Origin of the sequence: Aequoribacter sp. (assembly GCF_965659035.1) — a bacterium.
Taxonomy (GTDB): Bacteria; Pseudomonadota; Gammaproteobacteria; order Pseudomonadales; family Halieaceae; genus Aequoribacter.
This window is the reverse complement of sequence record NZ_CBFHWH010000052.1, coordinates 1-13,977: the sequence shown is the minus strand read 5'-3', so window position 1 is coordinate 13,977 and position 13,977 is coordinate 1. Positions and strand designations below refer to the sequence as shown.

Below are 13,977 nucleotides of genomic sequence, written 5' to 3'. Positions count from 1 at the left end.
TAAAGGTCCCGAGCGCGTAACGATGGCCTACTTATACTTGCAGGGCGAAGTGCCTTATAAGGCCGCGCAAGTCATCGATCGTGGCCTCAAAGAAAAGCTCATCGACCCGACCTCTAAAAACTACGAGATCATGGGTTCGGCCTATCGCCAGGCTCAGGAAGTTGCCAAAGCCATTCCCGCTATGGAAATTGCAGCAGACAAATCGGAAGATGGAGAGCTTTACGCGCGTCTGGGTAACGTGTACCTAGACGGAGACAAGTTTGAAGAGGCGATTGCAGCCTTAGAGAAGGGTCTTAAGCGTGGCGGTGTTCGTCGCGAGGACAACGCTCAGTTGTCGCTTGGCATGGCCTACTTCAACACTAAGCAGTACGACAAAGCACGAAAGGCGTTCAGGGCAGCAGGGAAAGACAAAAGGTCTGAAACCTACGCTAAGCAGTGGATCAAGTACTTGAATAGCGAGCTAGAGCGTCAGGCTAAATTGGCCGAAGACTAGATCTGATCGTTTAAATATTTAAAAGCCCGCGTAGCGGGCTTTTTTGTTTGGTGCGCCGGCAAAGCATAAACACTTCTGCTACTCGTTGATTGCCAGCGTTTCAAATCGCAGAGGTGGGCTAAGTGTGACAATGCGGCGAAGAGATTGGAAATAGTCGATATAAAAAAAGGAGCCTCAAGGCTCCTTTTTCATTTGGATGATGGGGTGTGTCTTACAGTGGCACCACATTTTCCGCTTGAGGACCTTTTTGTCCATCGGTCACATCAAACTCGACCTTTTGGCCGTCTGCCAATGTTTTAAAACCATCGCCTTTGATCGCGCTGAAGTGTACGAACACGTCAGGGCCGCCTTCACGTTCGATGAAGCCAAAGCCTTTAGTTTCGTTAAACCATTTGACGGTGCCAGTTGTTGTAGCCATATTACTTACCTGTGTTAAATCGCTCCGTGGGGAGCTTCATACATTGCTGCTTTCGTGCTTTATCTGGAATCCAGAGCCGCACATTAACGGTGTCACCCAATGTGACGAGACCAGTCTAACACCCTTATTGCTTCATGTATGTGACTCTTTAGCGTCTATTATGGGAAAAAGTCACTAATTCAGGCCATCAAGCCACATTTAAGATCTTCAAAATGTTGGTTGACCCCGTTTGCCCCATGATGGCGCCTTTGGTCAAGATAATGGAATCGCCTGAGACGACGTAACGCCCGTCTTTTAAAAACTCCACAGCGCGCTCTTCGATCACCTCAGGTTCGAACATTCGTGCGTCGAAGTAGAGCGGAATAACGCCACGACACAGGGCAAGACGCTGCAGCGTCGCATGATTATCGCTTAGTGCGAAAATGGGCAAACCTGATGAGATGCGCGACATCAACAAGGGGGTATTGCCCGATTCGGTAAGGCAGGCAATTCCCCGCACGTTATCATTGTGGCTCGCGGCGTAAATAGCCGAGACAGCAATGGTTTCTTGGGTGCTTTCAAATTTTTGATTGGCTTTGTGTTTCCACGACCGGGCTACCGGGTGTCGCTCGGCTCCAAGCGCGGAGTCGGCCATCGCTTTCACGACTTCGACGGGGTAGTTACCAACGGCCGTCTCTGCCGAAAGCATCACTGCATCTGTGCCATCGAGCACGGCGTTTGCTACATCGAACACTTCGGCGCGAGTTGGCATTGGACTGTTGATCATAGATTCCATCATCTGCGTGGCGGTAATGACTACTCTGTCTTGGCGCCGCGCGCGTGAAATCAGGTCCTTCTGAATGCCAATGAGTTGGGCGTCACCAACTTCTACACCCAAATCCCCTCGGGCCACCATGACACCAAAAGAGGCATCTATGATCGCGTCAAGGGTATCTGTGTCGGCGACAACTTCAGCCCGTTCGATCTTGGCGATAATGCCCGCACTTACCCCTGCCTCTTCAAGTAACACCTTCGTCTGCTCTATATCGGCTGCGGTGCTGACGAACGATACCGCGACAAAGTCTGGCTGGACCGCTTTAAGGCTTTTAATGTCTGAAATATCTTTGTCAGTCAGCGCTGGCGCCGAGAGGCCACCGCCCAAACGATTAATGCCTTTACGGGAGCTCAGTATACCGCCTACGACTACCGTGCACTCGATTGTTTTATGGAATACGTGGTTCACAACCAGTCGCACACGTCCATCGTCGAGAAGAAGCGTATCACCCGCACCCACACTTTCCGCGAGATCTGGGAAATCCACGCCTACTGAGCGCTGGTCGCCGGCGCTCTTGTCGAGCTCCAGATCAAGGATAAAACGGTCTCCTGCGCTTAATTCGATCTTGCCTTCCTTGAAGCCTGCAATTCGGATTTTAGGACCTTGTAGATCTGCCAATATACCGACGTAACGTCCGGCAATCGCGGCCTGTTTGCGGACCCTTTCTGCGACCGCGGCGTGATGGTCCGCCGAGCCGTGGCTAAAATTCAATCTAAAGACATCAACGCCTGCTTCGATAAGTCTGAATAGGCTGTCTGGGTTGTCGCTACCGGGTCCGATAGTGGCAACGATTTTGGTTCGACGGTGGGTCGGGGTGGTCATAGGCAGTTCCTCGGGGAGAAGTCGAAATTATAACACGTGAATTTTTAATCAGCTGGGCAGTTCATAGCGAAATATGTCCGCATGCGCTATCGTTACACCCTTGAATGAATTGATTGGCGTATCGATGGATAATAGAACCCCCTCACCCCCGTTTGGTTATTCTCGGCAGTGCCATTACGGACGCGATGACCAAATTCGAGTGGTCGCACTTTATGCGGCAAATAAGATTCGCCCCCCAAGAATCGCGTTTCGCGAAGGAATCGATATCGCGTTCGTGGAAGCACTTGTCGCGGGCGAAGAAGAGCAGGATCGCTTTAATTACTGGCTAGATCATTACCGTAAGGAGCGACGTCGCGAGCGTTTGCAAAAAACGCGCAAGTTAGTGGGATCTGCACGATTCGAGCAGGAGAGCCGGATTGAGCGCGAGCTAAAAAACGACACTCTCTGAGTTTAGTGCTATGAGTCGTTTGCGCCACACACCTTTCTAAAGCCGGCCGCGACGAAGGGAATCATGTGATCATAAGCCGCTTGAAAGTCACTGGATTGGCACAAGCCGCCCGACAGGGTGTCGATGCGCTCGGTTTGTGCGAGCGTGAGCGTTAGGGCGCCAGACAAGTTGTGGTAACACCAGTATAAATCCTGGTCGCTTGCGGTGGGCAGAGCTTGGCGCAGTGCTGCAATGAATTCTTGGACCAAGTCATCAAACAACTTGCTCATCATTCTTTTGCCCCAATAGGTGCTGTTATTCACGTAGGCGATTAGAGCAAGATAATGTCGCCAGCCCGGATCTGCCGTCTCTTGCGTCAATTCCAGTGGGCGTAAAAAGGCCTCGATAATTTGCTCGACGCTGGGTCCGCTATCGGCTTGTTCGGCTTGCACTTTGCGTAACGCGTCCAGGCGCGACTGGTTAAGCAAAGCTGCGCGTCGCTCGAAGACCGCGTTAAAGAGCTCTAGCTTCTTGCCGAAGTGGTAATTCGCAAGCGCAACATCGACGCCAGCACTGCTCGCGATTTGGCGAAGTGTCACGCCATCAAAGCCCCGCTCTGCGAAGAGAGCCTCGGCTGCATCTAAAATTCGATCACGTTTGCTAACGTTTGTCACTTCGGTGTCCTTATCGAGCAGCTTGAACAGTACCACACAATGCCATTCAACGCTTGTTGAAAAATAAGCGTATTCCTTGCACAATGCAAGCACATACCTCGATAAGAATGACTATGACGCCAGAAATCTTTAAGTACAGTGTGGTAATCGCTTACGTGGTCGCGATCTACGCACTCTCATGGGTGGGAATGAAGCGCACACAGTCGGTTGCGTCCTTCTCGATTGGTAACAAAGACATGCATCCCGTGCTTATCGGGATCACATTAGCAGCCTCGATATCATCGACAGCAACCTTTGTGATCAACCCGGGGTTTGTGTACGTTCACGGGTTAAGCGCCTTTTTACACTATGGGGTCGCTGGTTCCCTGGGCATCCTTAGTGCTTTTGTTGTGTTAACGCGCGGCTTCTTGCGTGTGGGAGAGGCGCATCAAGCTCTCACCATTCCTCAGTGGATTTATTATCGCTATAACCACCGTGGTTTTAGTTTGTTCTTTGCGTTTTTGAATTTGTTATCTATTACCTTCGTTGTCCTCATTTTGGTGGGTTGCAGCTACTTGGTTACTGGGCTGTTTGGCTTGGATCAAAAGGTTGCGCTGATCGGCGTATTGGTTTTTGTGTTTTCCTATGTGCTGATGGGAGGCACTTATGCGCACGCTTATACCAATACGGTGCAGGGCGTGATGATGATTCTGGTTACTGTGTTTTTGGTTGTCACTGGATGGCAACACTTTGGCGGTGATGTCGGTGGTGCGCTGACACGCATCAGCACTGACTACGCCGCTGCTTTTAATCCAAGTAGTGATTTGTATTTTGATGTCTTCTCGGTATTTGTCAGCGGATTTGTGGTGACCTTTGCCTTAATGATGCAGCCACATATCCTGACCAAAGTTCTGTATTTGCGCAGTGAAAAGGACATCAAGGTCTTTGTAGGGACGACAGTTGGCGTAGGCGCGATCTTCATGTTGATGTTGCTGATCGGTTTTTACGCTCGCCTTGCGGGTCTTGATATTGAAACCCAAGATACCGTGGTTCGTGAGTACTTGTTGTTTCAGTTTTCGGGCTCCTTGTGGGGCGAACTTGTCCTGACGTTCATTTTTATTACCTTGCTGGCGGCGGGCATGAGCACATTGGATGGCATTTTAGTGTCCCTGTCAGCGATGGTCGTAACGGATATCGCTAAGCCTTTGGTCTCTGATCGTATCGATGCTTTGGCGCTATCACGCTGGGTGCTCGTGGGCGTGGGTATTGTCGGGCTTGCACTAGCTTGGAATCCGCCACCCATTATTGGTTTGTTTGCCCAGAAAGGCGTTTACGGATTAGCGGCTGCCTCGGTGGTGCCTGTGGTGTTCGGCGTATTGGTACGTCGGCATGTCCCCCTCGGTGTTGTGTTTGCCAGTGCGATTACCGGCATTGTCTTACATCTGGTGCTCAATTTGTTCTTGGGGGTTTCGAATCCAGCCGTTTCAGCAGCTTGGGGTATTATCGCTTCGTTTGGCGTTGGTGCTATGGGACTGTTGTTTGCTGGTGCTGATAAACACTGAATAATCGCTTGTTCTTGAGCTGGTTTGCCACTGGCGTTACAGTACATAAAAAAAGAGGGTTTTCTATGTATCGTGACTATTACTACAACAGTGCCGATGGCCTGGGCTTGTACGCACGTGACTATCCGTGCACGGGCCTTAACGGTGATTCAGCGGCAACGCTGTTGTGCATGCATGGCTTGTCCCGCAATTCAAAAGACTTTGCTGGTTTAGCGGAGATGCTGTCGAACTATTACCGGATCATTGCTGTGGATCAGCGTGGTCGCGGTCGCTCGGACTATGACCCCAATTCAAACAACTATCAGCCCGCCATTTATTGCCAGGATATGTTTACCTTACTCGACAGTTTAGGTATCGACGAGGTATCGGTTATTGGCACCTCAATGGGCGGCTTGATGAGTTTTATTATGGCGACACTGGCGCCGACGCGAATTAAATCGTTGGTCATCAATGATATTGGTCCCGAAGTTGATCCTGTTGGACTGGCGCGCATTCAAAGCTATGTAGGTAAGTTGGCGCCCCCTGAAACTTGGGACGCTGCAGTCGCTCAGGTCAAATCGATTAATGGCCCGGCGTTCCCCGATTTTAGCGACGCTGAATGGATCAGCTTTACCCGCAATTTGTACATCGAATCGGCCGAGGGCAAGCCCGAACTTGATTACGATGCATCGATTTCTAAGCCTATGGATGCCTCACAAGCTGCAGCTGTGCCGCCTGATCTGTGGCAGTTTTTCGACGCGACATTGTCCAAGCCCATGTTGTTGGTGCACGGCGCCCTATCCGACATTTTGGCCGACGATTGTGTTGCCAAAATGCAAGCAAAACACCCGACTATGCAATATCTTCGGCTTGAGAACCGAGGTCATGCGCCAACATTAGACGAGCCCGAGTCACGATTGGCAATCGCTAATTTTTTAGAGGATGTGTACAACAATTAGTTCAAAAGGTTTTTAAAGACGGGCTTGCTCAAAACCTAATAAAGACGGGCTTGCTCAAAACCTAATAAAGACGGGCTTGCTCAAAACCTAATAAGGGGCTAGCCTAATAAAGAACTCGTTTTAGATTGTGACATGGCCCCAATGATTGCAAAGACATTGCAAAGTAAAAGCGCTCGCTGGCTTCGCCTGCTCGTGCTTTTGGCGGCTTTTGTTTCCGTTACGGGTCAAGCGTTTGAGTCAGGTCACGTTCACTTTGACTCACAACCGCTCGACTGCTGGGTGTTTCACAGCTCTGCCACCGCGGTAGATACAACGTCATCCAACAGTACGCAACTGCAGTGGCAATCCGTTTTTTATGCCGACGATTACTGCCTGCTGCTGTCTCTTTACACGGAATATTTACCGCCCGCGACAGGCCCCCCCCAGAACCCCTAATAAAATCCAACGTTTACCGTATTTATTAGGAGTTATCATGAAAAAGCGAATATCTGCTGTGCTGGCGTTTGTCAGTGCGGCCGCTGTGGGTGGCGAATCACCTGCAATGGAGCACGTGCTCGTCACCGTGCCTCTACACAAAAAAACCTCAGAAACGGCCTTGCCCGTAACCGTATTGAGTGGTGAAGCATTGCAACGCGCTGCGGGCAGCACCATTGGCGACACCTTAGCTCTGCAACCTGGCTTGAATAGCGCTTCTTTTGGGCCAGGCGTCGGACAACCTGTAATTCGAGGGCAGCAGGGTGCACGTGTTACCGTATTGCAGAACGGCACCATCAGTGCCGATGCGTCAAATCTAAGTGCCGACCATGCTGTCGCGGTAGAATCTATTTTGGCCGATAGCATCGAGGTCCTTCGCGGTCCCGCGACGCTACTTTACGGTGGTGGTGCTATTGGTGGCGTGGTCAATGTGACCGATGGGCGCATTCCTGCGCGCTTAGTGGGGGAGGCTCAAACGCAAGCAGAGTTTCGTTACGACTCTGCGAGTCAGGCAAGCACCGGTGTGGTGCGCTGGGATGCCTCTCAAGGCGATTACGCCTTCCATTTAGATGCAGTGGTTCGGAGCTGGGGTGATCTAACGGTGCCGAAAAACACGGCGGTACCTATTGAGCACGAGGGAGATCACGAGGAAGGGCATGAAGAGGGGCATGAAGAGGGGCATGAGAAGAATATCTAGGCCCCCCTAGTCGCTTAGCGAATACCGATGGCGAAACGGACATTCTAACACTGGGTTTGAGTCGCCATTTTGAAGCGGGTTTTGCGGGTTTCTCGGTCCAGCGTCAAAACAGCGATTATGGTATCCCTGCCGCAGCGCATGCACATCATGCGCACGAGGAAGACCCTCTGGCTGCGGACCAAGAAGAAGAGAACCCCGAGCAGGGCATCCGAATCGACTTAGAGCAGACGCGTTATGATCTGGCTCTGCATCTACACGAGCCTTTGCCTCTCTTGGACGAACTGCGCCTCTTTGGCGCCTACACAGATTATCAACACTCGGAAGTTGAGCCTAGTGGCGAAGTGGGCACGACCTACAGTAATGAAAGTCGGCAGCTGCGTTTAGAGGCGGTGCATAAAACGGTGGGCATTTGGCACGGTGTGTTTGGGCTGCAGTTCGGGCAATCGGAGTTTAGTGCTCTGGGTGAAGAGGCCTTCATCCCGATAACCGATAAAGACCAGCTGGGCCTATTCCTCGTGGAGGACCTGCATTTTGACGCCGGGCTATTGGAGTTGGGCGTTCGCTATGATCGAGATGAGCTGGATCCCCAGAGCGGTGCTAACAGTCGTGTATTCAACAACCTGAGTTTTTCTGCTTCTTGGGTGCAGAATTTAGAACATGGATGGCAGTGGAGCGCGGCTTACTCCCACGCCGAACGTGCCCCCGCCATCGAGGAGCTCTATTCCAATGCCGGCGTTCTGAATGAGGTAGATTGGGTGGTTCACGCGGCTACCGAAGCCATCGAGCTTGGGGCGTCTGATCTCGATAGCGAAACTTCGAACAATGTCGACCTCTCGCTGTCTCGGTCGTGGGGAGATAACTACCTTGAGGTCGTGCTCTACCATAATCGATTTAGCGACTATATTGGCTTGCTGAATACAGGGCTTGAGGTCGATACGGTCTCGGTTTATCAATACACTCAGGTAGATGCCACTTTTTCTGGACTAGAGTTGAGTTCGGTCTTGGGCTTGGGAGAGTTCGGCGGTGGTGATTTAGAGCTGTCGATTAACGGCGATATCAGTCGAGGAAAGTTGGATGCGTCACAGGGCTACGTGCCTCGCATGCCGGCTAATCGCTTGCTGGCCCAGCTGGATTGGCGAGCTGGCGAATTGTATACCTGGGCCCGAGTGGTGCGCGCCTTCGAGCAGGATCGAGCGGCGTTCAACGAGGAGGCGACCGAGGCCTACACCCGCGTCGACCTTGGCCTTGAGTGGTCGCTTTCACAGGCTTCCGACTGGACAGTCTTTGCTAGCGTGCATAACCTGACCGATGAAGAAATCAGGTTACACACCTCTTTTTTGAAAGAGATCGCACCGGAGCCAGGTCGTGGTTTTGAGATTGGCGTTCGCGGGCAATTTTAGGTAATCCTACACCTAAGTGCCTGTTTTAGTGTTAACTTAAGCCGGTGGTCTGTATACTGCGCCACCGGCTGATTATGGCCGCCCTCTTTTTTAGGAACTCCCATGACCGATACACCGGCAAAGGCGACCTTTGCCTCTTTGAACTTGCCCGCTTATTTGCAAAAAGCTTTAGACGACGTAGGCTACGAAGTACCCTCCGATATCCAGACTAAAACAATCCCACCCCTGCTAGAGGGTTGCGATGTGATCGGTCAGGCGCAAACGGGTACAGGCAAGACGGCGGCGTTTGCTCTGCCTATTTTGGCTAAGATCGATTGCCGTAAAAAGCAAACGCAATGCTTAGTCCTAGCCCCAACCCGCGAGCTCGCGATTCAGGTTGCCGAAGCCTTTCAAAGCTACGCGCGGCATATGCCTGGGTTTCAAGTGGCACCCATTTATGGTGGGACCGACTACCGCACCCAGCTGAAACAGCTAGAGCGCGGCGCGCAGGTGATTGTAGGTACCCCAGGGCGCGTTATGGACCACATGCGTAAAGGCAGCCTCAAACTCGATAACTTGGCGCATTTGGTGCTGGACGAGGCCGATGAAATGCTGCGCATGGGCTTTATTGACGACGTTGAGTGGGTCATGTCGCAGCTGCCTGAGAAACGTCAGATTGCTTTGTTTTCGGCCACAATGCCAACGGCTATTCGCCGTATTGCCAGCGATTATCTGCAAGACCCTCAGCATATTACAGTGACGCAAAAGACCGTAACCGCGACCTCAATTCGTCAGCGCGTATGGATGATTTCAGGCGCGAGTAAGCTCGATGGTTTGACTCGTATCTTAGAAGTCGAAGACTTTGACGGCCTAATTATTTTTGCGCGTACTAAAATCGCGACGACCGAACTGGCCGATAAGCTACAGGCCCGTGGTTTTGCCGCCGCGGCCTTAAATGGCGACATGGCGCAGAGTGCACGCGAACAAGTGATCAGCCAGCTTAAGAAAGGCCGCTTGGATATCGTGGTCGCAACCGATGTGGCGGCTCGGGGCTTAGATGTTGATCGCGTCACCCACGTAGTCAACTATGACATACCCCAAGACCCCGAAGCCTACGTACACCGTATTGGACGAACCGGTCGCGCTGGCCGTAAGGGTGAGGCTATTTTATTTGCGGCGAATCGGGAGCAGCGTCTGCTGCGTATGATTGAACGCACCACAGGTCAGCCGATCGAGCTCATGCGCTTGCCAACAGCCTCGGACGTCGCTGATGCTAAAGCGGAAAAAATTCGCGATCAAATAGCGATTGGACTTAAGCGTAAAGGCTTGGATACGGCCAAGGAATTTGTATTTCATTTGGCAGATCAGCTGGAAGTGAGCGCATCAGACATTGCGGCAGTACTCGCTATGGAGTTAGGTTACGCGCAAAAACGTGCGCAGCCGGAAGTGCTTGATAGCGATATTCGTGAGCAGTCTTCAGATCGGCGTGGAGACCGCCCCGAGCGTTCCCACAGACGTAAGCCCGCGGGTAACAAGCCGCCCAAAGGCAAAGCTAAGGCGAAAAAGCGTGACAACGCGAAAGCGCCCGCTAAACCACGAAGATCGCCCAAGGCAGCCGAGCAAGATGGCGCTCGTAAGCCGCGCAAACGTAAGGCTAACTCCAGCAGCTTCTAGCAATGAAATTTGCTCGAAGTGGTGCTAGAGTGCGGAGACAGAACTAAGGAGAACGCGTATGCCAAAGCGAATCATTGTGGGGATCAGTGGAGCCTCCGGAGTGGTTTATGGCATTCGCGCCTTGCAAATCTTGGCCGGTTTGGGTGTCGAAACACACTTAATTATCAGTAAGTCTGCGCAGCTGACTCTGGCGCAAGAACACTCGATGAGCTTAAGCGAGCTCAAAACTCTCGCTCACCACGCGTACGCCGTAGGTGACGTAGGTGCTACGATTTCCTCGGGCTCGTTTGTGACCGACGGTATGTTGATCGCGCCTTGTTCAATACGCACTATGTCCGAAATCGCCACAGGGGTGACCTCCACGCTGCTCACGCGCGCCGCGGATGTCGTGTTAAAAGAGCGCCGCCGGTTGGTACTGATGGTGCGAGAAACCCCGCTGCATACCGGTCATTTGCGAACCATGACGACTTTGTCTGAGCTGGGCGCAATCATTGCGCCGCCGGTCCCAGCCTTTTATGCGGGCATAGAATCGATCGATGCTATGGTGGATCAATCGGTTGGTCGCTGTTTGGATCTTTTTGGTATTCATAGCGCCGAGATTAAGCGCTGGCAGGGCCTAAAACGCGGTGAGTAGTACCCGCAATAAACTGCCGATTTTTTTGCTTTTTTGTGTTGCGTTACTTGATCTTATTGGCTTTGGTATTGTCATCCCGATCTTGCCCTTCTTGTCGCCAACCTTGGGTGCGACTAAATTTGATATTGCCCTAATCATCGTTGTGTACGCTGTCTGCTCAGGTGCGATGTCGCCATTTTGGGGGCGACTATCAGATCGCTGGGGGCGCAAGCGCACCCTAATGCTATGTTTGTTAGGTGCCGCTGTATCGTATATTGCTCTGGCCTTTGCTCATGCTTTGTGGATGATTTTTGCCGCGCGCGCGTTTGCGGGGCTGATGGCCGGCAACTTACCGGTGGCCGCGGCCATGATGGCTGATTTAACCAGCCTCGAGAATCGCGCCAGCGCCATGGGTAAGTTGGGAGCCGCCTTCGGGCTCGGCTTAGTGGTCGGCCCTTTTCTTGGCGGCTTGTTGAGCGGTGACACGGGTAGTTTTGTGTTGCCCTGCTTAGTTGCCGCTGCGATGTCACTGCTGGCCTTAGGTGCTGCTGGGCTGTTTTTAGAAGAGACCGTATCTGAGCAAGCCCAGGCCCAAGCGGAGCATCGTCGTCGCTCAGAACCGTATCGTTTCGGCGGCTCTATCGTATTTTTACGGCGCACTCAAAATTTACGTTTTGTCAGCCAGTTTACAACGCATTCGGCTGTGATTAGCTCCATCACCTATCTATTGCCGATTTGGACGGCCGATAGCCTGGGCTACACCCCTAAGGAAGTGGGTATGGTGTTGGGTATCCAAGGTCTAATAATGGCGATCATTCAAGGTGGCTTGATTGGTCGTTTGATCGATCGTTTTGGCGAAATCCCTCTGATGCGAATAGCGCTGTTGGGGCTGGTTATTGGCTTATCTTTGGCCGTTGTGGCCAGTGGTCCTGTCGCTATTCCCTTGGCTTTTTTTGTTGCCATGACTGGCGCTAATTTTTGCTTTCCTATTTTGAATTCTTTGGCGTCTAAGCGTGCCGATGCTAAGCATCGAGGGCAAATGATGGGCGCGACGGGGTCAGCGTCTGCCTGGGGCCGCGTGGTGGGTCCGTTAGTGGTAGGATTTACCGTGACGCATTATGGTTACCCTGCAGCGTGGGCGGTATTGGTTGTGGCGTCGTTATATTACGTACACTGGGCTTATCGCGTTGCCAAAGTCGATTCAGAGTCATTAAGGATAAACAATGTATAAAAACCTATTTGATTTAAGTGGCCGTGTCGCTTTGGTAAGCGGCGCAAGTCGAGGTATTGGCGAAGAGGCGGCAAAATGCTTGGCTGAGTATGGCGCCAGACTGATTGTCTCGAGCCGTAAAATTGATGATTGCGAGCGCGTAGCGCAAGAGATCCGTGACGCTGGCGGCGAGGCGACTGCAATCGCGTGTAATATCGGCGATCTGGCTCAAATTGAGCAGCTTATTGAGCGTATTAAAACGGAGTTTGGTCGCCTAGATATCTGCGTGAATAACGCCGCGACGAACCCCTATTTTGGCCATGTCCTGGACACTGATCTCGGGGCTTTTCAAAAAACGGTTGATGTGAATATCCGCGGCTATTTCTTTATGTCGGTTGAGGCCGGAAAAATTATGCGTGACCAAGGTAGTGGTGTCATCGTCAATACCGCGTCGATCAACGCGATTCAGCCCGGTCCTATGCAGGGCATTTACTCGATCACTAAAGCGGCGGTAGTCAACATGACTAAGACCTTTGCTAAAGAATGCGGCCCCTTGGGTATTCGTTGTAATGCCTTGTTACCCGGATTAACCAAAACAAAATTTGCCGGTGCTTTATTTACCAACGATGACATCTACCAGATGGCTATTCAGCAAATTCCGCTGGGTCGGCACGCTGAACCACAAGAAATGGCTGGGACCTTACTCTACCTTTGCTCGGATGCGTCTAGCTATACGAACGGCGAATGCATAGTAGTTGACGGTGGTCTTTTAACTTAAGTTCATGCAACATCGCTGAAGTATTGTTCAGTATTTATTCGAGGGTAGTTATGCTGATTTTACGTACCATTATCGCGGTGGCATTTGGCGGCCTATTGGCTGCGAATGTCCCGGCCGATGACGCATCCCCCCAGGATTCGCCTGACTACCCAGGTTGGAAAGAGCTGTGGAGTGACATCACTTTAGGTGTAGGTGTTGCCGCTGTCGACTATCCGCACTATCCCGGCTCCCCTCAAAGTGACACATTAGTCGCGCCTTTGCCCTACCTGGAGTACGAGGGTGATTGGCTGAGTATAGATCGCGACGGCATTCAGGCCTCGCTCTTTAAAAGTGATCGCGCCAAGCTCGATATCAGCGTTAGTGGATCACTGCCGGTCAATAATGACGACGATATTCTCCGAGAGGGTATGAACGACTTGGAGCTCATTTTAGAGGTGGGTCCAGAGTTAGAACTTAAGTTGGCTCAATGGGGTAATAACACTCTCGAGTTACACCTGCCGCTTCGCGCCGCATTGGAACTCGATCCGTCTAATGGTATCGAACCGGTGGGCTGGGTATTCGACCCTCGTGTGCACTACGAGTGGCGTACGCAGAGCACAGAGTTTGAAATCGATTTAGGCGCCTACACTGCCGATCAAGAATATAATCAGTTGCTTTATGGTGTGTCGCAACCGTTTGCGACCCTAGCGCGTCCCCAGTATCGGGCGAAAAGCGGTTTGGTTGGCTACCGTTTATCCTCGACGATTCAATACGATGTTGGCGCTTGGTCTTTTCTAGCCTACGCACGCTACATGGATTTAGGGTCTGCGAAAAATACCGACAGCCCTTTATTTGTCGATGACAGTTACGTCTTATTTGGTGTCGGTGCGATATGGCGTTTTAAATACGCCGACTCTGATTAGCGCAGCACCTGATGATGCGTTTGTTGCCTTCAGCTGCGCTAGCCATCGCGTTACTAGTGCTACCCGTATTTGCTTCCAGCTCAATAGATGCTGAGGAAGCTCTGGTGGGTCACACCGAAGCCG

14 protein-coding genes are annotated in these 13,977 nt (G+C 51.8%); 11 read left to right on the top strand and 3 right to left on the bottom strand.

Annotated elements, in window-relative coordinates:
• On the top strand, positions 1 to 493 hold a 493-nt coding region (locus tag ACTF5Z_RS08435), incomplete at its 5' end, for a tetratricopeptide repeat protein (RefSeq protein WP_438985251.1).
• Between the two features lie 211 nt (positions 494 to 704).
• On the opposite strand, the gene ACTF5Z_RS08430 is transcribed toward ACTF5Z_RS08435, so the two are convergent.
• Together ACTF5Z_RS08430 and pyk are read right to left on the bottom strand one after the other, a co-directional pair.
• Positions 705 to 911 (bottom strand): cold-shock protein, encoded by a 207-nt coding sequence (locus tag ACTF5Z_RS08430; RefSeq protein ID WP_009575987.1) that lies wholly within the window; start codon positions 909 to 911, stop codon positions 705 to 707.
• 187 nt (positions 912 to 1,098) lie between these two features.
• Positions 1,099 to 2,547: a pyruvate kinase gene (pyk, locus tag ACTF5Z_RS08425; protein WP_438985250.1), complete on the bottom strand. Its 1,449-nt coding sequence runs from the start codon at positions 2,545 to 2,547 to the stop codon at positions 1,099 to 1,101.
• A 124-nt stretch (positions 2,548 to 2,671) separates the two neighbouring features.
• Here pyk and ACTF5Z_RS08420 point away from each other — a divergent pair, with 124 nt between their 5' ends.
• Entirely contained in the window at positions 2,672 to 2,995 is a 324-nt protein-coding gene (locus tag ACTF5Z_RS08420) for a hypothetical protein (protein WP_040816757.1), read from the top strand.
• Between the two features lie 8 nt (positions 2,996 to 3,003).
• Here the strand turns inward: ACTF5Z_RS08420 and ACTF5Z_RS08415 are convergent, their stop codons facing one another.
• Positions 3,004 to 3,648 (bottom strand): TetR/AcrR family transcriptional regulator, encoded by a 645-nt coding sequence (locus tag ACTF5Z_RS08415; protein ID WP_423849576.1) that lies wholly within the window; start codon positions 3,646 to 3,648, stop codon positions 3,004 to 3,006.
• A gap of 113 nt (positions 3,649 to 3,761) precedes the next feature.
• On the opposite strand from ACTF5Z_RS08415, the gene ACTF5Z_RS08410 reads away from it, so the two are divergent.
• The 9 genes from ACTF5Z_RS08410 to ACTF5Z_RS08370 all read left to right on the top strand — a co-directional run bounded on the left by ACTF5Z_RS08410 (position 3,762) and on the right by ACTF5Z_RS08370 (position 13,854).
• Positions 3,762 to 5,189 carry a sodium:solute symporter family transporter gene (locus ACTF5Z_RS08410; protein ID WP_438985249.1) on the top strand — a complete coding sequence of 476 codons (1,428 nt, stop codon included), beginning with the start codon at positions 3,762 to 3,764 and terminating at the stop codon, positions 5,187 to 5,189.
• Positions 5,190 to 5,254: 65 nt separating this feature from the next.
• The gene (locus tag ACTF5Z_RS08405) at positions 5,255 to 6,127 is read left to right on the top strand and encodes an alpha/beta fold hydrolase (protein WP_438985248.1); all 873 of its coding nucleotides are present in this window, start codon (positions 5,255 to 5,257) and stop codon (positions 6,125 to 6,127) included.
• 472 nt (positions 6,128 to 6,599) lie between these two features.
• Positions 6,600 to 7,298, top strand: coding sequence for a TonB-dependent receptor plug domain-containing protein (locus tag ACTF5Z_RS08400; RefSeq protein ID WP_438985247.1), 699 nt, complete (start codon positions 6,600 to 6,602; stop codon positions 7,296 to 7,298).
• 56 nt (positions 7,299 to 7,354) lie between these two features.
• The gene (locus ACTF5Z_RS08395) at positions 7,355 to 8,698 is read left to right on the top strand and encodes a TonB-dependent receptor domain-containing protein (protein WP_438985246.1); all 1,344 of its coding nucleotides are present in this window, start codon (positions 7,355 to 7,357) and stop codon (positions 8,696 to 8,698) included.
• 102 nt (positions 8,699 to 8,800) lie between these two features.
• Positions 8,801 to 10,351, top strand: coding sequence for a DEAD/DEAH box helicase (locus ACTF5Z_RS08390; protein WP_438985245.1), 1,551 nt, complete (start codon positions 8,801 to 8,803; stop codon positions 10,349 to 10,351).
• A 58-nt stretch (positions 10,352 to 10,409) separates the two neighbouring features.
• A complete protein-coding gene (locus ACTF5Z_RS08385; RefSeq protein WP_438985244.1) occupies positions 10,410 to 10,985 on the top strand; it encodes a UbiX family flavin prenyltransferase in 576 nt (191 codons plus the stop codon).
• The gene (locus ACTF5Z_RS08380) at positions 10,978 to 12,195 is read left to right on the top strand and encodes an MFS transporter (RefSeq protein ID WP_438985243.1); all 1,218 of its coding nucleotides are present in this window, start codon (positions 10,978 to 10,980) and stop codon (positions 12,193 to 12,195) included. The genes ACTF5Z_RS08385 and ACTF5Z_RS08380 overlap by 8 nt, the downstream gene beginning before the upstream one ends.
• A complete protein-coding gene (locus ACTF5Z_RS08375) occupies positions 12,188 to 12,952 on the top strand; it encodes an SDR family oxidoreductase (protein ID WP_423849584.1) in 765 nt (254 codons plus the stop codon). The genes ACTF5Z_RS08380 and ACTF5Z_RS08375 overlap by 8 nt, the downstream gene beginning before the upstream one ends.
• 50 nt (positions 12,953 to 13,002) lie before the next feature.
• Complete coding sequence (locus ACTF5Z_RS08370; RefSeq protein ID WP_438985242.1) at positions 13,003 to 13,854, top strand: MipA/OmpV family protein; 852 nt, start codon at positions 13,003 to 13,005, stop codon at positions 13,852 to 13,854.
• Positions 13,855 to 13,977 lie beyond the last annotated feature (123 nt).

What these genes read in the sequence shown, in the direction of transcription:
- ACTF5Z_RS08430 (WP_009575987.1), bottom strand. Translation starts at nt 911, where the DNA reads ATGGCTACAACAACTGGCACCGTCAAATGGTTTAACGAAACTAAAGGC.
- pyk (WP_438985250.1), bottom strand. Translation starts at nt 2,547, where the DNA reads ATGACCACCCCGACCCACCGTCGAACCAAAATCGTTGCCACTATCGGA.
- ACTF5Z_RS08420 (WP_040816757.1), top strand. Translation starts at nt 2,672, where the DNA reads ATGGATAATAGAACCCCCTCACCCCCGTTTGGTTATTCTCGGCAGTGC.
- ACTF5Z_RS08410 (WP_438985249.1), top strand. Translation starts at nt 3,762, where the DNA reads ATGACGCCAGAAATCTTTAAGTACAGTGTGGTAATCGCTTACGTGGTC.
- ACTF5Z_RS08405 (WP_438985248.1), top strand. Translation starts at nt 5,255, where the DNA reads ATGTATCGTGACTATTACTACAACAGTGCCGATGGCCTGGGCTTGTAC.
- ACTF5Z_RS08400 (WP_438985247.1), top strand. Translation starts at nt 6,600, where the DNA reads ATGAAAAAGCGAATATCTGCTGTGCTGGCGTTTGTCAGTGCGGCCGCT.
- ACTF5Z_RS08390 (WP_438985245.1), top strand. Translation starts at nt 8,801, where the DNA reads ATGACCGATACACCGGCAAAGGCGACCTTTGCCTCTTTGAACTTGCCC.
- ACTF5Z_RS08385 (WP_438985244.1), top strand. Translation starts at nt 10,410, where the DNA reads ATGCCAAAGCGAATCATTGTGGGGATCAGTGGAGCCTCCGGAGTGGTT.
- ACTF5Z_RS08375 (WP_423849584.1), top strand. Translation starts at nt 12,188, where the DNA reads ATGTATAAAAACCTATTTGATTTAAGTGGCCGTGTCGCTTTGGTAAGC.
- ACTF5Z_RS08370 (WP_438985242.1), top strand. Translation starts at nt 13,003, where the DNA reads ATGCTGATTTTACGTACCATTATCGCGGTGGCATTTGGCGGCCTATTG.